The 18,937-nt window shown below is 68.1% G+C and carries 21 protein-coding genes; 9 read left to right on the top strand and 12 right to left on the bottom strand.

Going from position 1 to position 18,937, the window contains the following annotated elements:
- Positions 1-15: 15 nt before the first annotated feature.
- Both J2X20_RS17480 and bla read right to left on the bottom strand, forming a co-directional pair.
- Entirely contained in the window at positions 16-915 is a 900-nt protein-coding gene (locus J2X20_RS17480; RefSeq protein ID WP_310267160.1) for an AraC family transcriptional regulator, read from the bottom strand.
- A complete protein-coding gene (gene bla, locus J2X20_RS17475) occupies positions 912-1,775 on the bottom strand; it encodes a class A beta-lactamase (RefSeq protein WP_310267158.1) in 864 nt (287 codons plus the stop codon). The genes J2X20_RS17480 and bla overlap by 4 nt, the downstream gene beginning before the upstream one ends.
- 185 nt (positions 1,776-1,960) lie before the next feature.
- Here bla and J2X20_RS17470 point away from each other — a divergent pair, with 185 nt between their 5' ends.
- A complete protein-coding gene (locus J2X20_RS17470; RefSeq protein ID WP_310267156.1) occupies positions 1,961-4,171 on the top strand; it encodes a TonB-dependent receptor in 2,211 nt (736 codons plus the stop codon).
- Positions 4,172-4,346: 175 nt separating this feature from the next.
- Positions 4,347-4,910, top strand: coding sequence for an outer membrane beta-barrel protein (locus J2X20_RS17465; protein ID WP_310267153.1), 564 nt, complete (start codon positions 4,347-4,349; stop codon positions 4,908-4,910).
- Here J2X20_RS17465 and J2X20_RS17460 read toward each other — a convergent pair.
- From J2X20_RS17460 to J2X20_RS17450, 3 genes are read right to left on the bottom strand one after another with little or no spacing between them, the layout of a single operon-like run.
- Positions 4,898-6,340, bottom strand: a complete 1,443-nt coding sequence (locus tag J2X20_RS17460) for a cytochrome P450 (protein WP_310267151.1) — start codon at positions 6,338-6,340, stop codon at positions 4,898-4,900. The genes J2X20_RS17465 and J2X20_RS17460 overlap by 13 nt on opposite strands.
- A 38-nt stretch (positions 6,341-6,378) precedes the next feature.
- The gene (locus J2X20_RS17455; protein ID WP_310267149.1) at positions 6,379-6,840 is read right to left on the bottom strand and encodes a nuclear transport factor 2 family protein; all 462 of its coding nucleotides are present in this window, start codon (positions 6,838-6,840) and stop codon (positions 6,379-6,381) included.
- 8 nt (positions 6,841-6,848) lie between these two features.
- Complete coding sequence (locus J2X20_RS17450; RefSeq protein WP_310267147.1) at positions 6,849-8,252, bottom strand: FAD-binding oxidoreductase; 1,404 nt, start codon at positions 8,250-8,252, stop codon at positions 6,849-6,851.
- A gap of 89 nt (positions 8,253-8,341) precedes the next feature.
- Here J2X20_RS17450 and J2X20_RS17445 point away from each other — a divergent pair, with 89 nt between their 5' ends.
- The 4 genes from J2X20_RS17445 to J2X20_RS17430 are packed head-to-tail and all read left to right on the top strand — an operon-like array spanning position 8,342 to position 11,629.
- The gene (locus J2X20_RS17445; RefSeq protein ID WP_310267145.1) at positions 8,342-8,569 is read left to right on the top strand and encodes a hypothetical protein; all 228 of its coding nucleotides are present in this window, start codon (positions 8,342-8,344) and stop codon (positions 8,567-8,569) included.
- A gap of 45 nt (positions 8,570-8,614) precedes the next feature.
- Positions 8,615-10,564 (top strand): methyl-accepting chemotaxis protein, encoded by a 1,950-nt coding sequence (locus tag J2X20_RS17440; RefSeq protein WP_310267143.1) that lies wholly within the window; start codon positions 8,615-8,617, stop codon positions 10,562-10,564.
- Positions 10,565-10,613: 49 nt separating this feature from the next.
- Positions 10,614-11,198: a cob(I)yrinic acid a,c-diamide adenosyltransferase gene (locus tag J2X20_RS17435; protein WP_310267141.1), complete on the top strand. Its 585-nt coding sequence runs from the start codon at positions 10,614-10,616 to the stop codon at positions 11,196-11,198.
- Between the two features lie 14 nt (positions 11,199-11,212).
- A complete protein-coding gene (locus J2X20_RS17430; protein WP_310267139.1) occupies positions 11,213-11,629 on the top strand; it encodes a GFA family protein in 417 nt (138 codons plus the stop codon).
- On the opposite strand, the gene J2X20_RS17425 is transcribed toward J2X20_RS17430, so the two are convergent.
- The 4 genes from J2X20_RS17425 to J2X20_RS17410 form a co-directional block, all read right to left on the bottom strand.
- The gene (locus J2X20_RS17425; RefSeq protein ID WP_310267137.1) at positions 11,630-11,935 is read right to left on the bottom strand and encodes a hypothetical protein; all 306 of its coding nucleotides are present in this window, start codon (positions 11,933-11,935) and stop codon (positions 11,630-11,632) included.
- Positions 11,932-12,321 (bottom strand): phage holin family protein, encoded by a 390-nt coding sequence (locus tag J2X20_RS17420; RefSeq protein WP_310267135.1) that lies wholly within the window; start codon positions 12,319-12,321, stop codon positions 11,932-11,934. The genes J2X20_RS17425 and J2X20_RS17420 overlap by 4 nt, the downstream gene beginning before the upstream one ends.
- Before the next feature lie 7 nt (positions 12,322-12,328).
- Positions 12,329-12,637 (bottom strand): ElaB/YgaM/YqjD family protein, encoded by a 309-nt coding sequence (locus tag J2X20_RS17415; protein WP_310267133.1) that lies wholly within the window; start codon positions 12,635-12,637, stop codon positions 12,329-12,331.
- A gap of 93 nt (positions 12,638-12,730) precedes the next feature.
- A complete protein-coding gene (locus J2X20_RS17410) occupies positions 12,731-13,699 on the bottom strand; it encodes a helix-turn-helix transcriptional regulator (RefSeq protein ID WP_310267132.1) in 969 nt (322 codons plus the stop codon).
- Between the two features lie 121 nt (positions 13,700-13,820).
- Here J2X20_RS17410 and J2X20_RS17405 point away from each other — a divergent pair, with 121 nt between their 5' ends.
- On the top strand, positions 13,821-14,876 hold the full coding sequence (locus tag J2X20_RS17405) for a hypothetical protein (RefSeq protein WP_310267130.1): 1,056 nt from the start codon (positions 13,821-13,823) through the stop codon (positions 14,874-14,876).
- A 58-nt stretch (positions 14,877-14,934) separates the two neighbouring features.
- Here the strand turns inward: J2X20_RS17405 and J2X20_RS17400 are convergent, their stop codons facing one another.
- The 3 genes from J2X20_RS17400 to J2X20_RS17390 all read right to left on the bottom strand — a co-directional run bounded on the left by J2X20_RS17400 (position 14,935) and on the right by J2X20_RS17390 (position 16,613).
- Entirely contained in the window at positions 14,935-15,453 is a 519-nt protein-coding gene (locus J2X20_RS17400) for a GNAT family N-acetyltransferase (RefSeq protein ID WP_056875792.1), read from the bottom strand.
- Positions 15,454-15,634: 181 nt separating this feature from the next.
- On the bottom strand, positions 15,635-16,288 hold the full coding sequence (locus J2X20_RS17395; protein ID WP_310267126.1) for a 3'-5' exonuclease: 654 nt from the start codon (positions 16,286-16,288) through the stop codon (positions 15,635-15,637).
- A gap of 10 nt (positions 16,289-16,298) precedes the next feature.
- Positions 16,299-16,613, bottom strand: a complete 315-nt coding sequence (locus J2X20_RS17390; RefSeq protein WP_310267125.1) for a nucleotide pyrophosphohydrolase — start codon at positions 16,611-16,613, stop codon at positions 16,299-16,301.
- A 395-nt stretch (positions 16,614-17,008) separates the two neighbouring features.
- Between J2X20_RS17390 and J2X20_RS17385 the strand changes: the two genes are divergently transcribed.
- Both J2X20_RS17385 and J2X20_RS17380 read left to right on the top strand, forming a co-directional pair.
- Positions 17,009-18,178 (top strand): SGNH/GDSL hydrolase family protein, encoded by a 1,170-nt coding sequence (locus J2X20_RS17385; protein WP_310267124.1) that lies wholly within the window; start codon positions 17,009-17,011, stop codon positions 18,176-18,178.
- Between the two features lie 28 nt (positions 18,179-18,206).
- Entirely contained in the window at positions 18,207-18,875 is a 669-nt protein-coding gene (locus J2X20_RS17380; protein ID WP_310267122.1) for an OmpW/AlkL family protein, read from the top strand.
- Positions 18,876-18,937: the final 62 nt, after the last annotated feature.

Below are 18,937 nucleotides of genomic sequence, written 5' to 3'. Positions count from 1 at the left end.
TCCGACACGAGCGGGTCACAACGGAGCGACAGGGATACAAAGCTCGCAGTCGAACACGCCGGTCTTGTAGTCGAACTTGGACTGCGGCCCGTAGTGCTCGAAGCAGGGCCGCGCATCCAGCTGCAGGCCGCTGCTGGGCAGCCACTGGCCCATCATGGCGGCCCAGGCGGCGCCGATCTCGGCAGCCGTGCCTTGGAAGTCCAGGGCCGCATAACGACCACCGGGCAGCTCGGTGACAAGGGCGCCGCCATTGGGCACCCAGTCGTCGGGCACGGCCACGCCGGCGTCGTAGCGGCATTGCTCGGGCGGCACCAGGCTGGGGTCGTCATGGCCGATGCCGAAGCGCGACACCGCGCCGAGGTTCTGCGTCGCCAGCCAGGGGTTGAAGGTCTCGGCCCAGAAGCGGCCGAGGGCCGGACCGTAGGCGCCTTGGTAGCGCAGATAGCCCATGCGCACGGGCGGGCGGTCGATGAGGCGGACGTTCACGGGATTTCCTTCGTCGGGGTTGCGGGAGAAGCCATGCTCCTCCCCGCGCCACGCGCCGCCCTGATCCAGATTGCTGTCGGCCTGATCGAGATTGCGCCACTGCGTCGGCGAATGCCCGAAGCGCAGTTTGAAGGCCCGCGCAAACGCCTCGGCCGAGCCATAGCCCACGCCCAGGGCAATGCTCAGCACCGTCGACTCCGGCTGGCCGCGCAGCCGCTGGGCCGCCTTCTCCAGCCGCCGGCGCGCCAGGTAGTCGCCCAGGGTCTGGCCCGTCCAGGCCAGGAAGAGGCGATGGAAGTGATAGGGCGAGAAGTGGGCGACGGCGGCCAGGGCTTCCAGGTCCAGGGGCTGGTCCAGATGGCGATCGATATAGGCCTGCACCCGGTGCATGCGCGCCTCGTACTGGCGCCGGCTGGCGTTGCTGCTCACGCCCAGGCCCTCACCAGAGCGCGCATCACGTCGGCATGCACCGCGTTGAGCGCGTCCGCCGCGGCCTTGGAGTCGGACTGGAAGGCGACGACGACCCAGGGCGAGCGGCTGCCGGGCGGGAAGACCAGGGCCACGTCGTTGGCCGCGCCGCGGGCGCCGCTGCCGGTCTTGTCGATGACGCGCCAGCTGGCGTCCGGCACGCCGGCGCGCAGGCGCTTGAGCCCCGTGCGCGAGGCCTGCAGATCGGCCCACAGCCGCGCCTGGCTGGCTCGCGTCAGCCCGGGGCCGAGCAGCAGATGCTGCAGCGTCTTCGCAAACGCCCGCGGCGTGCTGGTGTCGCGCTCATCGCCGGGCGCGTTCTCGTTGAGCTCGGTCTCGAAGCGGTCCAGCCGCGTGATGTCGTCGCCCTGCTGGCGCAGCCAAGCCGTGAAGCCGGCGGGCGAATCGCAGCAACGGCGCAGCAGCACGTTGGCGCAGGGGTTGTCGCTCTCGACGACGATGCCTTGCACCAGCTCGGTCAGCGTCGCATGGCCGCGCGGCAGATAGCGATCGAAGGCCGGCGAATGCGGCACGCGCTGGCTCTCCTGCAGGGGCACCGCATCGTTCCAGCCCCAGCGGCCCGCCTCCACGCCCTGGGCCACGCAGGCCCCCAGCAGGATCTTGAAGGTCGACGCAGTCGCGAAGCGCTCGTCGGCGCGATGGGCGATCACGCGGCCGCTGCCCGTGTCGACGGCGAACAAGCCCAGCCGCCCCTGCACGCCGCGCTCCAGCGCGGAAAAATCCGGCGCCGATGCGGGACGCGCGAAAGCGGGCAGGGCGGCCAGGCCGGTCAGTTGAGACAGCAGGGTACGACGCTTCATGCGCCGCATTCTCGTGCGCGCCGGCACTGCCTCGGTGCAACGGCACCAGCCTGGCCCGTCCGCAAACTGACTACTCCGTCAGACTTGCGCAACAACGTCGCCATGACGCCAGCCAGTTTCTTGCTGCATCCGCACAATCGCCGCCGGCCCCGCTTTCGGGCCGCCTTTTTTGGAGTTGTTGCCCGATGTACGCCCCCCGCCTCAGCCTGCTGGCCCTTGCCCTGGGCACCGCCCTGCCCGCCCTGGCCCAGGAAGCCCCCAAGGACCGCAGCCAGCTCGAAACCGTCGTCATCACAGCCGAGCGCCGCGCCGAGAACATCAAGGACGTGCCCAATGCCGTCTCCAAGATCAGCGGCGACAAGCTCGACGTGCTGGCCTCCGGCGGCCAGGACGTGCGCTTCCTGTCGGGCCGCGTGCCCAGCCTGAACATCGAGTCCAGCTTCGGCCGCGCCTTCCCGCGCTTCTACATCCGCGGCTACGGCAACACCGACTTCCGCCTCAACGCCTCCCAGCCTGTCAGCGTCATCGTCGACGACGTGATCCAGGAGAACCCCATCCTGAAGGGCTTCCCCATCTTCGACACGGCCGCCATCGAAGTGGCCGCCGGCCCGCAGGGCACGCTGTTCGGCCGCAACACGCCGGCCGGCGTCGTCAAGTTCGACTCGGTCAAGCCCAGCCAGAAGCAGGACGGCTACGTCAGCGCCACCGTCGGCAACTACGGCACCCTCAACCTCGAAGGCGCGGCCAACCTGCCGCTGTCCGGCGACTGGGCTGCCCGCATCTCCGCGCAGAGCCAGCGCCGCAGCGACTGGGCCAAGAACACCCTGGCCAACCAGCCCACGCCCAAGACCGAGGGCTACACCGACAACGCCCTGCGCGCCCAAGTGCTGTTCGAGCCGCACAAGCAGTTCAGCGCCCTGGCCAACATCCATGTGCGCGATCTCGACGGCAGCCCGCGTCTGTTCCGCGCCAACATCATCAAGCGCGGCACGAATGACCTTGTCGACGGCTTCGATCCCGAGAAGATGGAGATCGGCGGCGTCAATGAGCAGACCCTGAAGCAGACCGGCGGCAGCCTGCGCCTGAAGTGGTCGCTGCCCGAGATCAACATCTACTCGATCAGCGGCTACGAGAAGGTCAAGCCCTTCTCGCGCGGCGACATCGACGGCGGCCACGCCGCCAACGGCGCCACGCCCGCCGGCCCGGGCTTCATCCCCTTCCAGAGCGAGACGGCCAGCCGCATGGACGGCCACCGCCAGCTGACGCAGGAAGTGCGCGTCGAGTCCAACGCCGCCGGCCCGCTGCGCTGGCAGGCCGGCGTCTATCTGTTCGATGAGCGCTACGTCATCGACAACCTCGACTACGACCCCGCCACGCACGCCGTGCGCAGCGAGATCCTGACCAGCCAGAGCAACAAGGCCTATGCCGCCTTCGGCTCCGTCAACTACAACCTGACGAATGCGCTGCAGCTGCGCGGTGGCCTGCGCTACACCCACGACAAGAAGAACCTCGCCACCACCGGCACCGTCAACGCGTCCAATGGCACGACGGCCGCCACCAACGACGGCAAGTGGAGCGGCGACCTGTCGCTGAGCTACAAGCTCGACGCCGACACCAACCTCTACGCCCGCTACGCCAACGGCTTCCGCGCCTCGTCCATCCAGAACGCCTCGGCCTTCGGCCCGCAGTCCCAGGCCGGCCCGGAAAGCATCAACAGCTACGAAGTCGGCTTCAAGAGCGAGCTGCTCAAGCGCACCCTGCGCCTGTCGGGCTCGCTGTTCAGCTACACCGTCAAGGACCTGCAGCTGACGGCCGTGGGCGGCAGCGTCAACGCCACGCGCCTGCTCAATGCCAAGAAGGCCACCGGCAACGGCGCCGAGCTGAACCTGGAGGCGCTGATCACGCCGGACCTGCTGGTCACATTCGGCGGCTCGCTGAACAACACCAAGCTCAAGGATGCGGGCCTGGGCGTGCCGCCGGGCGGCTCGCTGAAGGTGGGCGGTGCCTTCCCGACGGTGCTGGATCCGGTGGTCAACGGCAACGCCATGATCGACGGCAACGCCCTGCCCAATGCGCCCAAGTGGACCTACAACCTGACCGCGCGCTGGAGCATCCCGCTGGCCAGTGGCGACGAGGTCTATGTCTACACCGACTGGGCCTACCGCTCCAAGGTCAACTTCTTCCTCTACGAGGCCACCGAGTTCACCGGCAAGAGCCTGACCGAAGGCGGCCTGCGCGCGGGCTATCTCTGGGGCAATGGCAAGTACGAGGTCGCCGGCTTCGTGCGCAACATCACCAACCAGGTCCGCGTCACCGGTGCCATCGACTTCAACAACCTGACGGGCTTCATCAACGACCCGCGCACCTACGGCGTGCAGTTCAAGGCGCTGTTCTAAGCGTCACCGGCCCGCTCACGAACGCCGCCTGCGGGCGGCGTTTTTCATGGCCGCGGGACCAAATATTCACCTTGGCGTTGCCTGCGCACGTCGCTGTCCCGGGAGCGGCTCGCGCTCCCCCTACATTCGCGGCCGCCGTGATCGCACGGCCCATTCGACCAACAAGAAAGTTCCCATGAAGAAGCACCTCATCGCCGCCGCCATCGCGGCCACCGCCCTGTCCACCGCCAGCCATGCCGACGGCCTGCACCCCGTGCTCGGCGCCAGCGTCACCGGTGGCGGCAAGACCCTGGTCAAGGTCGAGTACCAGGACGGTCACACCCAGAACATCCGCAGCGGCGGCCTCGTGCATCTGTTCGGCGGCGCCGAGTACGAATCCGGGCCGTTCGCCTTCCAGGCCAATATCGGCTACCACGTCGACGACACCCACGCCCGCGACGGCTCCGTGCGCTTCTCGCGCTGGCCCATCGAGCTGATCGGCTTCTTCAAGCCCGAAGGCCCGCTGCGCCTGGGCTTGGGCGTGCGCAAGGCCACCGGCGCCAAGATCGCCACGTCGGGCAAGGCCTCCTACCTCGGCTCGGACAGCTTCGAGAGCAAGGCCGGCCTGATCCTGCAGGGCGAATACTTGTTCAGCCCGCACTGGAGCGGCCTGCTGCGCGTGGTGCGCGAGGACTACAAGGTGGGCGGCACGACGGTCCAGGGCAACCACGTGGGCCTGGGCGGCAGCTACAGGTTCTGATCCCGAGGCGCCAGCCTCATCGTCAGCCCCACCGGCCCCATGGCCAGCTGCAGATGCTCGCGCGGCGCCTGGCCGTCGGGGGTGTCGACCGCGGCCAGGTCGAAGTGGCGCAGCAGCGTGGCCATGGCCAGCTTGATCTCCATCAGCGCCAGATAACGCCCCGGGCAGATGCGCGGGCCGGCGCCAAAGGGCATGGACAGGCGCTTGGCCGCCCCCGCCTGCCTGGCGTCCTGCAGCCAGCGCTCGGGGTCGAAGGCCGCGGCCTGGGGCAGGTGGCTCTCGCTGGTGGCGTCGCGCCGCATGACGGCCATGACGATCATGCCCGCGGGCACCTGCACATCGCCGACACGCGTGTCGCGCATGGCCTGCATGGTGTTGATGGGTGCGACGGGCCGCAGCCGCATGGTCTCGTGGGCACAGGCCTCGATGAAGTCCAGCGCCCCCAGCTGTTCCAGATCGGGCAAGGTGGCGTCGCCCAGCACGCGGTCCACCTCGGCCCGCGCCCGGGCCAGGGCCTCGGGGTGCTGGAACAGCAGCCAGATCATCCAGGCCAGGGTGTTGGCCGTCGTGTCCTCGCCGGCCAGCAGCAGGGTCAGCACATTGCCGGCCACCTGTTCGTCGTCGATGCCGCTGCCGGGCTCGTCGGCGGCCACCAGCATGGCTTCGAGCAGATTGCCCGGTTCCTCGCGCAGGGCCGGGTTGGCCGCCATGCGCGCCCTCGCCTTGGCGATAAAGCCCTGCACGGCGACATTGACCTCGGCCACGCTGTGGGTCAGCGCCTTGTCCGCGGCCGAGGGCCACCAGCGCCACAGCGGCAGCGGCGCAAAGATGCGCTTGAACAGCATGGGGAAGATGCGGTTCAGATGCTGCTGGATGACGTCCTCGTCGGACTGCAGCGTGTTGACGTCCTCGCCAAAGGCCAGGCCGGCGACGGCGTCCACCGTGAAGCGCATCAGGTCGGCCTGCAACACGATGGTCTTGCCCTCGCGCGCGGCGGCCTGCCAGCGGCCGACGAGGCGCTCGGCCACGCGCAGCAGGAAGGGGTAGTAGCGCTTCACATGCACCGGGTCGAAACCGGCCATGACCATGCGGCGCTGGCGCTTCCAGACCTCGCCATTGGCGCCGAACAGGCCCGCGTTCAGCCCCATCTCGCGGCCCACGTCCTCCAGCCTTTGCGTGCGCCTGAAGCCATCGGGCCGGTCGCGCAGGGCGGTGCTGATCAGCTCATGGTCGCCGACGACAACGATGCGCCGCTTGCCCAGGCGCAGCTTGAAGACCGGCCCGAACTCCTCGCACCAGGCCTCGACCTGCTGGTGCACCCGCGTCGAGTCGATCTGCAGCAGATTGCCAAACACCGGCACGCCACGCGGGCCGGGTAAGTCGTCGAACTGGCGCAGCGCGCCAACGGGAGGGGCGGCGAGGGTGTCCATCGGGGCAGTTTAGGAGGCCCGCTTCGACTCGGCCTCGTTCAGTTTGTGGACACCTGGGGAGGGAGACGGGTGACATGGCTGACCACGATGGTCCAACGGCCGTCGGTACGAACCAGCGTGTCCGTGAAGCGCACATCCAAGGCGAAGGGCCTTCCACCGGATCTTCCCTTCAACGACGTGATGCCCTGGACGACCGCGGTGTCGCCATACACGCGCGCAGTCATGCTGTGGTTCTCGAAGCGCTCGTATTGCGGGTCGCCATCGCGCACTTCCTGCAAGGCCTGCGCCCGGCTTTGAACTTCGGCGGTCGTGCTGATGAGGGTGAACTCCGGCGCGAGCAGGCGCTCCAGCGCCGCAAGGTCACGCAGCCGAAACGCGTCACAGGCAGCCTGGGTCGCTGCCATGGCTGCCTGCTCCTGAACCGAAGCCCCCATCGCTGGGTGGAGGGCAAATGCGGTCAGGGCCGAGACGATGAAATGCCGGATGCGAAGCATGATCATGGCCAACATCACGCCGCAAAGATCTTGCCGGGGTTCAGGATCCCCAGCGGATCCAGCGCCTGCTTCACCGCCCGCATCAAGGCCACTGCCTCCTCGCCCGTCTCGTCGAGCAAAAAGCCCTGCTTGTGCAGGCCGATGCCATGCTCGCCCGTGCAGGTGCCCTCCAGCGCAATCGCCCGCGCCACCATCTGTGCGCTCAGGCGCTCGGCCGTCGCCAGTTCCTGCGGATCGACCGGGTCCAGCAGATAGGCCATGTGGAAGTTGCCATCGCCGACATGGCCGACGATGAAATAGGGCAGGCCGGCGGCCTCGACCTCGGCGATGGAGGCGTTGATGTTCTCGGCCAGGCGCGAGATGGGCACGCAGGTGTCCGTCGTCACCGCCCGGCAGCCCGGGCGCATCTGCAGGCCGGACAGATAGGCGTGATGGCGTGCCGTCCACAGCCGCGAGCGGGCCTCGGGCGTCGTGGCCCACTCGAAGGCCTCGCCGCCATGGTCGGCGGCCACCTCTTGAACCACCGCCGCCTGCTCGGCCACGCCAGCCTCGCTGCCGTGGAATTCCATCAGCAGCATGGGCGCTTCCTTGAGCCCCAGCTTGTCATGCGCATTGACGGCCTTGATGGCATTGGCGTCCAGCAACTCGCAGCGGGCAATCGGCACGCCGATCTGGATGATCTGCATGGCGGTGCGCACCGCGGCGTCGATGCTGGGGAAGAAGCAGACCGCTGCCGACACAGCCTCGGGCAGGGGATGCACCTTGACCGTCAGCTCGGTGATGACACCCAGCGTGCCTTCGCTGCCGATGACCAGGCGGGTCAAGTCGTAACCGGCGCTGCTCTTCTTGGCGCGTGAGCCGCTGCGCACGACCTCGCCGCTGGCCGAAACGAAGCGCAGGCCCAGCACGTTCTCGCGCATGGTGCCGTAGCGCACGGCGTTCGTGCCGCTGGCCCGCGTCGCGGCCATGCCACCCAGGGACGCGTCCGCTCCAGGGTCGATGGGAAAGAACAGGCCTTCGTGCTTGAGCGCCTCGTTCAGCGCCTTGCGCGTGACGCCGGGCTGCACGGTCACCGTCAGGTCCTCGGCGTCGACGCGCAGAATGCGGTTCATGCGCGACACATCCAGGCTGATGCCGCCCTGCACGGCCAGCAGATGGCCTTCCAGCGAGGAGCCGGCGCCATAGGGGATGACAGGCACACGATGCTGTGCGCACAGGGCCACGACGCGGGCCACCTCGGCCTCGCTGTCGGCAAAGACGACGGCCTGGGGCGGCGGCACGTCGAAGACGGATTCGTCGCGGCCATGCTGCTCGCGCACGGCCAGGGCGGTCGCACAACGCTCGGCGAATTCGGCGCGCAGGGCATCCAGCAGGGCGGCCGGCAAGGGCGGGGTGACGAAGGATTCACGCGCATTCATGGCCAACTCCGGGGGGTCGAGCAAGGATTGTGTTGCAGTGAAGGCGCCGTGGTGCCAGCATGGGGACACAGCGAACCTGGGAGACCTGCATGGACCCCAATATGCTCTTGCTCGTGCTCATCGTCGTGGTGGCCCTCCTCGCCTTCGGTGCCGTGCGCTTCGATCTGCTGGTGGCGCGCTGGCGCGAAGTCTTCAAGGGCCCGCCGCCGCCTCACGACGCACCGCCCGCACCGCGCATGACGCCGGCCACGGGCCTGCGGCCCCACGACGGACCGGTGCACAAACCGGCCTTTCACCGCAGCGGCCGCCGACACTGAACCGGCGCCACACCAGGGAGGCTTGCCAACGAGGAGGAGAACACCATGAACCCGACGACAAGCCTGACCGGCCTCACCATCAGCCGCAAGCTGATGCTGCTGACGCTGCTGGTGCTGATCGCCATCAGCATCCCTTCCGCCTTCCAGGTGCGCCAGGCGCGCGAGCTTGCCCAGGCGGCCCAGGGTGAGCTCGACGGCATGGCCCCGGCCCGCCAGCTGGTGCGCCTGACCCAATTGACCCAACAGCACCGCGGCCTGTCGGCCGCCTTGCTGGGCGGCAATGACTCGGTGCAGGCGGCGCGCTCGGCCAAGAACGCCGAGGTGGCCAAGCAGGTCGCCAGCGTCGACGCCATGCTGAAGGACGGCGGCAGCGTCAGCGAGGCGATGCGCCAGACCTGGCAGGACGCGCGCACGCGCTGGGACAAGCTCTCGGGCGAGGTCGGAGCCAAGGCCCTGAAGGCGGCGGAGAGCAGCACCCTGCATGCCCAGCTCATCGCCGTCTATTTCAAGCTGCTGGACCAGCTCGTCGACCAGTCCGGCCTCATCCTCGACCCCGAGGCCGACACCTATTTCCTCATCAGCGCGACGCTGACCCGCCTGCCCATGGCCACCGAGGCCCTGGGCCAGGCGCGGGCCCGCGGCGCCGGCTTCCTGGCCGAGGGCAAGATCAGCCCCGAGGGCCGCACCCTGCTGGCCGGCCTGGTGCAGCAGGCCGAGGATCAGCACCGCGGCATGGGCGTGGCCTTCGGCAAGAGCTTTACCGTCAACGCCGACCTCAAGAGCCGGCTGAGCGGCAAGATCGCTGCCCTGGACGAGCAGGTGCGCGGCTCGCTGAAGCTGACCCGCGACGAACTCATTGCCAAGGAGGAGATCGCCTATCCGGCGCCCGACTACATCACCAGTTACACCCGCACCATCGACGCCATGTATGTCGTCGCCGACGATGCGATGAATGCGCTGGACGAGATGCTGGGCGCGCGCGTCTCCAGCCTGCGCACCAGCAGCTGGATCGTCTTCGGCCTGCTGGGTTTCATGCTGGGCGTCGTCTTCCTGTTCGCGCGCGGCATCTCGCGCAGCATCACGGGGCCGCTCAAGCACGCGGCCGGCCTGGCCGAGCAGATCGCCGCGCGCGACCTCAGCGGCCATGTCGTCGTCAGCGCGCGCGACGAGATCGGCCAGCTGACCACGGCCCTGCTGGCCATGCGCGACAGCCTGTGTGGCGTCATCGGCGAAGTGCGCGACAACGCCGACGAAGTGGCCCAGGCCTCGCAGGAGCTGGCCTCGGGCAACCATGACCTGTCGCAGCGCACCGAGCAGCAGGCCTCGGCGCTGGAAGAGACGGCCAGCTCCATGGAAGAGCTGACGGCCACCGTACGCAGCAATGCCGACCAGGCCGGCGACGCCAGCAGCCTGGCCCAGCGCGCCTGCAGCGTCGCCATCTCGGGCGGCGAGGCCGTCGATCAGGTCGTCAACACCATGAGCGCCATCGAGGCCAGCAGCCGGCGCATCGAGGAAATCATCGCCGTCATCGACGGCATCGCCTTCCAGACCAATATCCTGGCCCTGAATGCGGCGGTCGAGGCGGCGCGGGCGGGCGAGCAGGGCCGCGGCTTTGCCGTCGTCGCGGCCGAAGTGCGGGCCCTGGCCCAGCGCAGCGCCGAAGCGGCCAAGCAGATCAAGCAGTTGATTTCCGAGAGCGTCGGCCAGGTCGAGACCGGCGCCCGCCTCGTGCAGGGCGCGGGCTCCACCATGCACGAGACCGTGACCGCCATCCGGTCGCTGGCCGAACTGGTCACCAGCATCAGCCGCGCCTCCACCGAGCAGAGCAGCGGCATCGGCCAGATCAGCGAGGCCGTCTCCCACATGGACCAGCTGACCCAGCAGAACGCCGCCCTGGTGGAGGAGACGGCCGCTGCTGGCATGAGCCTGCAGCAGCAGGCCGAGAAGCTGGCCGGCCTGGTCAACACCTTCCGCATGCCGGCGACGCACCGCTGATCAAAGACTGGCAGGATGCGGGTCTGACCACTGACCCGCACCCGCCATCATGGGCAACCGACTTTCACAGATCGCCACCCGCACCGGCGACGACGGCAGCACCGGCCTCTCCGACGGCAGCCGCGTGCCCAAGACCCATCTGCGCGTGCAGGCCATGGGCGACGTCGACGAGCTGAACTCCAACCTCGGCCTGCTGCTGGCCGAGCCCCTGCCGGACGACGTCCGCGACCTGCTCGTCACCATCCAGCACGAACTCTTCAACCTCGGCGGCGAGCTGTCCTGGCCCGGTGGCGAGCTGCTGAAGGAAGCCGCCGTGCTGCGCCTGGACGAGGCGCTGGAGCACTACAACGAGCATCTGCCGCGGCTCAAGGAATTCATCCTGCCGGCCGGCACGCGCAGCGCGGCCATCGCCCATGTCTGCCGCACCATCGCCCGCCGCGCCGAGCGCGCCGTCATCCAGGTGGCTGCCGCCGAGACCGTGCGTGCGGCCCCACGCCAGTATCTGAATCGCCTGTCCGATCTGCTCTTCGTGCTGGCCCGCGTGCTCAATCGCGCCAATCTCGACGGCCTGGGCGGCGACGACGTCTACTGGCAAAGCGAGCGCATGAAGCGCCTGGACGCCGCAGAGAACTGAATCGAGGAGATGCCATGAAGATCACCGGCCAATGCCATTGCGGCGCTGTGCGTTTCACGGCGCTGGCAGACCCTGCCCGGGTCTTTGCCTGCCACTGTGCCGATTGCCAGATCATTTCCGGCGGGCCTTTCCGGGCCGTGGTGCCCATTCCTGTCGACCAGGTCGAACTGCAGGGCTCGCCCAAGAGCTATGTGAAGGTCGCCGCCAGCGGCAACCGTCGTGCGCAGTGCTTCTGCGGCGACTGCGGCACCCAGCTGTTCGCCACCGAGGCGGACGAGCCCAAGACGCTGAACATCCGCCTGGGCTGCGTCAACGAACGGACCGAGTTGAAGCCCACGCTGCAGGTGTGGAAGAGCTCGGCCATGCCCTGGCTGCACGATCTGGACAGCGCGCCCGCCCACGCGCGAGGCAAGGACAGCCCGCTGGTCTAGCTAGCGCTTGCGGCGGCCCCAGACCTTGTAGGCCAGCCAGGCCCAGCGCAGGCCGCGCCAGAGCTTGCCGCGACGGTCCGCGCCGGCGCCGGCAAACAAGGCCGCGCCGCCGCTGGCGGCCGCGAGGATGACGGGGTTGGTCAGCAGATCGCGCCAGGACAGGATGCGTCGCACCCAGCCGTCGGCACGCTGGCCGACATCGTCCACGGACAAGGCCGCCTGCCCGCGCATCAACTCGGAAGCCAGCAGCAGATTGGCCTTGCGCTCGGCGCGCTGGACCGGGTCGGTCGGGATCCTGGGGATCATGGCCCCGGCCGCCGCCACAACGCGTCGGCATCCTCACGCAACTCGCCGATGCTGGACTGGAAGAGGCTGGCCGGCTGGTTGATCAGTCCCTTGACCTTCAAGACTGCGACCACGGCGGCCGCCACCAGCACGACTGTGCCGCCACCCAGGGCGAGCAGGCGATAGTTGGTATCCCACAGCGCCACGGTGAAGAGCACCAGCAGCATCAGCAGGCCAAAGCCCGCCAGCAGCGCGGCCAGCACGGCCCACAGCAGCAGGCTGGCGATGCGCTCCTTCTCCTCCTGGGCCTCGATGGCGAACAGCTCGAGCCGGATGCGGCCAAGCGTCAGCAGCGAGACCCCGAGCCGCCGCAGCGGCGCGGAGACGGGTTCCTTGGCGTCGCTCAAGTGAAGCTCAACGGCGGCCGATCAGCACGCCGAGAGCCAAGCCCACCGCCGCCGCTGCGCCAATGGCCTGCCACGGGTTGGCATGCACATAGTCGTCGGTTGCGGTCGCGGCGTCCTTGGCGCGCTGGATGGCTTCATGCTGGGCGTCCAGCAGCTTCTCCTTGGCACCGGACAGCCGGTCCTGGATGCGGGCGCGCAAGGCCTTGACCTCGCCATCCGCCTTGTTCGTCGTGGCCGTCATCAACGCATCGATGTCATCCATCACCGCGCGGAAATCAGAGGCCAATTTTTCCTTCGCCTGGGTTGCGTCACTCATCGCTGGCTCCTCGGTCGGGGATCAAACACGGGACTAGCCTAACGCGATTGACGGGCGCGAAACATGATCCACCACAAATGAAGCGGACTTGTCCTACAAGGACGCGACAGCCTGCTTCAGCCTCGCCGCATAGGCCTCGCGCAGGGCTGCCGGTGCGACAACCTCGACCTGGCCGGCATGGCGCAGCAGGTCCATCAGCAGCTCGGTGTCGTCCACATAGGGCAGGCGCAGCCGCCAGCGGCCATCGGGCAGGAATTCGCTTAGCTGGGCCGGGTGCCACTCCTCACGCGACACCCAGGCCGCCGTGCCGGCGCTGAAGACCAGTTCGGCCTCGCGCGGCGTGCCCCCTGCAAAGATGCCATAGCCCTGGTCCAGCTCGGCTTCCAGCTCGCTCAGGGGCACGGGCTTGGCGGCGGCGTCCAGCAGCGTCGCCGCCTCGATGCCGTCCAGCGCAAAGCGGCGGTAGGCGTCGCTGGCATGGCACCACGCGTCCAGATACCAGGCATGGCGGTGGTGGACCAGGCGCTGCGGCGAAACCTCGCGCTCGCTGCCCGCACCGTCACGCTTCTTGCGGTAGCGGATGGCCAGCCGCCGGCGCTTGACGACGGCACTGCCGACGGTCTCGAAGCTGTCGCTGGCCACGCGCCGGCGCGCCGTGCCGATGAGCTTGACGCGCCGCCTGAGTTCGTCCGCTTCGGCCGCGTCCACGCCCAGCATGCCGGTGATCTTGTCGAACATGGGCTGCAGATGGCGGCCGACGACGCCCTGCTCGTCCAGGCCGGCCAGCATCTGCTGCATGGTCAGCAGGGCGTGCAGCTCGGCCTCGTTGAACCAGACGCCGGGCAGCTCATGCTTGCCGCCACGCCACTGCTGGCCGAAGCGGTAGCCGTTCTCGCCGGCGTCGTACTCTATGGGCGCATCCATGCGCTCGCGCAAGTACGCCAGGTCACGCTTGAGCGTGGCGGGCGACACCTCCAGCGCCTCGATCAGGGTCGCAAAGGACACGCAGCCTTTGGAGCGGATCAGCTGCTCGATCTTGTAGAAGCGTTCGGTGCGGTCCACGAGGGGAATTCCTGAAAATATTTACAGTGTTTTCCAGGTGGATCATCTCATGAGCCAGCTGGCTCACAGACTGCTTGCAAGGCCCGCGATTCAACGGCGTGCCTCTCAACCGGAGTTCGACATGCAAGCCGTCCTCAACAGCCAGATCGCCACCCGCCTCCAGAGCAGCCCGCTGGTCCAGTTCGACCTGGACATCATGGGCGACGCCCCCGTCGCCATCAGCGCCCACGAGCGCACCGGCCTGGCCCTGGGCCGTGACTACGCCCTGCATGGCGTCACGCCGCCCATCGCCCATCTCTACCCGCAGTCGCCGCTGCAGCGCGGCTGGCTGGCCGCCCGCGGCCGTGCGGTGCGCACGCCGGCCAGCCCCCAGGTCGAGCGCTGGCTGTCCTTGCGCACCCATGCCTGGGCCCGCGGCCGCAGTTTCGAGGACATCCAGCTGACGCCCCACCACCTGGCCCAGCTCGACACCCCGCACTGCCCCATCACCCGCGAACTGCTGGACGACGAGAGCTACAGCATCGACCGCGTCCGCGACGACGCCGGCTATGCCGCCGGCAACCTGGCCGTCATGAGCCGCCGCGCCAACCAGGCCAAGGGCCAGCGCGGCCACGCCGCCCTGGCTGACATGGCGGCCAGTTGCGCCGCCGGCCCCATCACCCGCATCGGCGGCCTGGCCGAGGCCGAGTGGGAACGCCTGACCGTGCTGGCCAGCTTCGTCACGCCACTGAGCCACGAAGAAGCCGCGCAGATCCCGCTGCGCGTGCTGCCGCCGAATCGCCTGCGTCTGTTCAACCCCGTCCAGGCCCTGCAGGCCCTGGTCACCCGCCAGCTCGCCACGCCGGGCTGGAGCGCCCGCCTGAGCCGCCTCGAGGCCCTGCTGCCGACGGACGCCCTGCGCACGGACTTCAACCGCTTCCTGCTGGCCCTGGCCCCGCGTGTGCTGGCCGCCGCCGAGTTGCAGGAGCCGCACCAGATCCGCTGGGCCCTGGAAGACGCCTGGGCCCTGCCTCTGGTGCAAAAGCGCTGGGCCCGCTTCGCGCTGCAGCTGACGGCCGAGCAGGCCGAGAACCTGGTCGAGCGCGCCGCCGCCAAGAAGCTCAGCCCCGTGCACATCCAGCGCCATGACGACGCCACCGACGGCTGGGCCCTGGCCTCCGGTGGCTACGCCGCCTGAGTCTGGCTCCTCAAGACAAAAGCGCCCCGCGGGGCGCTTTCTTCATGGCGCGGTCGTCTTAGACGAGGGAACGATGCAGGCGGATCTCTTCGACACGCGCGCCGCCGACTTCCGTCGTGCGGGCGCTGCCGAGTTCGCGCTTGAAGCCGGCCAGCTCGAAGAAGCGCAGGGCGCGTTCATTGCGCAGATAGCACCACAGCGTGGCCTTGGTGCAGCCTTCTTCCTGCAGGCCGTCGCGCGTGGCATCCCACAGCGCCAGGCCCACGCCCTTGTCCCAGTGCACCGGGTCGGCAAACATCGCCCAGACCTCGCCGGTCGTGGCGGGCGTGCCCTTGTCGCGCGAGCGATCGAAGCCGGCGAAGCCCATGATCTTGTTGTCGAGGTGAGCGACGATGACCTGCGGCTCGCAGAGGTCGATGGCTTCACGCCAGAAGGCCTGGCGCTTCTGCACCGACATCGCATCCAGCGCGGCGGCGGGCAGCAGGGCCTTGTAGGCATCCTGGCTGGCAGCGACGTGGATCTCGGCGATGGCCTTGGCATCGCGCAGGGTGGCGGGGCGAACCTGGATCACGGACATGGAAACTTGAGCAATAGCACGGGACGAAAGGGCGCGATTGTCCTTGCCCCGATTCAACAACCGGGGTCTTGACAGAATTTTTTATGGGCTCCATGCACGTGAACTCATGGCGCCCAAGGGACGCTGTGACCTCACAGCTCCCCACGTCACGAACCAACCGTGCGTGCAGCCTAGTCCACGCTCAAGCAGCCACGGTTACCGCTCGTCTGGACTTCACATGCTCGACCAGGCCACGCCTGAGCCAACGCAGCGGCGTCCTCTGCAAATCCAGCATCAGGGCGTGGTCGACGCCCATGTCGCCAAGGTCCATCGCGAAGCGCCGCGCGACCTCGTCCTGAACCTTCAGTAACAACTCCGCCGTCACGCGGGCATCGGCCAGGGCCCGGTGGGCGCGGCCATCGAAGCGGATGTCGTGGAACTGCGTGATCGCTCCGAGCCCATGGCTCTTGGCCTCGGGCCAGAGCCGGCGCGACAGCAGCACGGTGCAGGCGAATTGATGGGCCGGGTCAGGCGCCACGCCGGCGCGCTCCATCTCGGCCTGCCAGAAGCCCCGGTCGAAGGAAGCGTTATGGGCCACCAGTGGGCAGCCCGCCGTGAAGCGGGCCAGTTCGCGCATGACGCTGGTCGAATCCGGTGCGTCGGCCAGCATCTCGTTCGTGATGCCGGTCAGGGCCTGGATGTAGGGCGGCACCCAGGCGCCGCTGTTCATCAGGCTGGACCAGGCATCGATGACGACGCCGCCGCGGACGAGGACGGCCGCGATCTCGGTGGCGCGGCCACCGCCGGTGGGGCCGAGGCCCGTCGTTTCGAAGTCGACGACGGCAATGGTTTCCATCAGGACTTCCTCAAGACTGCTTGGGCGGATGCTTGATGGCATTCATGGCCAGCTTGCGCTCCACGGCGGCTTCCAGTTCGACGCCGCCATGGTCGGCGATCTGCACCAGGTAGAGCAGCACGTCCGACAGCTCCTCGCCGAGATGGCGGCGCTGGTCCTCGTCGAGGCTCAGGGATTGCTCGGGGGTCAGCCACTGGAAGATCTCCAGCAGCTCGGCGGCTTCCACCGTCATGGCCATCGCGAGGTTCTTGGGCGTCTGGTAGGGCTGCCAGTCGCGTTCGTTGGCAAAGCGGCGCAAGCGCTGCTGGAGGGCGGAGATGTCCATGGGAAAGCTGTTCTTTGTATTCCAAACTGTATTCAAGATTTCAAAGTGGTCGTGGTAGTAGGGGGCCGCCTGCGCTGTGGACAAGGGCAAAAAGTCCTTGGGCCACAAGCGCTTGGCCGTCCCAAAAGCCTGTGCGCCGCACCCGGTACGAGTCGCGTCGCGATTGGGAACAACTTGGCCGAAAGCCTCCGGCCTGTGGATATCTGGTCGGTTGTCCCGGCGCCATCCACAGACTTGCCCAGAGCCCATCGGGCCGGCCTTCCTCAAGCCTTCAGCGTTGTTTCTTTACGCTCACTGAGGGGAAAAACGAACGACCGTTCTAAAAAGCAGCCGCTAGAGTTGCGCTCCCGAATTGAATGCACTGCGATGTTGCGGTGTCGCCTAGGAGACAAAAGATGAAACCCTTCCTCACCCGGATCGCCGCCGCCTCGGTGGCGCTGTTGGGCAGCCTGCTGGTGGCAGGCTGCGGCGGTGGCGGTGCTTCGGCCGACACCACGCCCAAGGTCTCCATCACCTCGGTCAAGGTCTTCGGCGACAGCATCCAGGACAGTGGCACCTTCGGCTACAAGTTCACCGTCCAGAGCCCCGACAACCTGATCTACGCCGAGCGCATCGCGGCCAACTACGGCCAGACGCTGTGCAACTTCTTCGTCTTCACCGGCACGACCTTCGCGGCCAACACGGCCAAGACGGGTTGCACCAACTATTCCATCGGCGGCGGCCGCATCACCTATACCGGTGCGGGCGGCGCGGCCAATCCGCTGAACGTCGGCACGCAGATGGCCACCTATGCTGCGGCCGGCAGCTACACGGCCAGCGACCTTGTCATCATCGATGGCGGCGGTAACGACGCGGCCGACCTGGTCGGCGCCTACCTGACCATTCCCAAGGACGCTGCCAAGGCCTATTCGGCGCTGCTCGGCACGCTGCTGACGCCAGCCCAGATCGGCGCGGCCCTGCAAGGCGGCGCGGCGACGACGGGCCAGATCGGCGCGACCTATATGACGGCCCTGGCCGACAAGTTCGCCGCCCAGATCAAGGCCAGCGTGCTCGACAAGGGCGCCACCCACGTCGTGCTGATGAACATGCCCGACGTCAGCTACACGCCGCGCTTCCAGATGGTGCTGGACAGCATCGCCGCAGCCAGCGGCGGCGGCACCACCGGCGCCGCGGCGCGCGCGCAGGCGCAGGGTCTGTTCCAGGGCTGGATGACGGCTTTCAATACCGAGCTGGCCGCCAAGTTCGCCGGCAACGACAACGTCATCGTCGTCGACTTCTACAAGGCCTTCCAGGACCAGGTCGCCACGCCGGCCCAGTTCGGTCTCACCAACGTCAAGACGCCGGCCTGCCCCATCGTCGGTGTCGGCGGCGACGGCCTGCCCACCTATAACTTCCCAGCCTGCACGGCCGCAGCCCTGTCCGCCGCGCCGCCGGCCGGTGTCAGCGGTGGTGCCGACTGGTGGAAGAGCTATGCCTTCTCCGACAGCTTCCACCCCACCCCCTATGGCCACCAGCTGACCCAGCAGCTGATCGCCAAGTCCCTGGCCACCAAGGGCTGGCTGTAAACCGCGCCTCGACACACGGAGATAACCCATGAAAACCAAGTTCCTCCTCGGTGCCGCGGCCGCCCTCATCGCCAGCGGCGGCGCCTTCGCCCAATCGGCCGGCAGCATCGTCGTCTACGGCGGTGCCGCCCAGATCAACCCCCATGTCGAAAGCGGCGACCTGACCGCGCCCAGCCTGGCCGGGACCAAGGTCGATGTGAAGAAGGCTTCTTCCTTCGTCGGCGGCGTGACCTACTACTGGACCGACAACATCAGCATCGACCTGCCGATCGCGCTGCCGTTCAAGCACGACGTCGTCGGTGCCGGCGCCATCGAAGGCGTGGGCAAGCTGGGTACCGTCAAGTCCCTGCCGATGACGCTGTTGGCGCAGTACCGCTTTGGCGAAGCCAACAGCACTTTCCGCCCCTTCGTCGGCGCGGGTGTCACCTATGGCTACTTCTTCAAGCCGCGCGCAACGGCGGCGCTGTCCGGCATCACCGGCGGCACGCCCAGCAACCCGACGACGCTGTCCATGAAGAGCCGGTTCGGCACGACCATGGAACTCGGTGGTGCCTTCAACATCACCAAGGACTGGTCCGCCAGCCTGTCGGTCACCAAGACCTTCATCAAGACGACGGGCAGCCTGTCCACCGGCCAGACCATCGAGACGACGCTGGATCCGGTGTCGGTCAAGTTCGGCATCGGCTATCGCTTCTGATCGAGCGCAAGCCGATCGACGCAAGGGAGCCTGCGGGCTCCCTTTTTCTTTGGCAGATGTCA

The sequence above is a fragment of the Roseateles saccharophilus genome, assembly GCF_031458095.1.
Lineage (GTDB): Bacteria > Pseudomonadota > Gammaproteobacteria > Burkholderiales > Burkholderiaceae_C > Pelomonas > Pelomonas saccharophila_A.
This window is presented reverse-complemented; position numbering and strand designations above follow the sequence as displayed.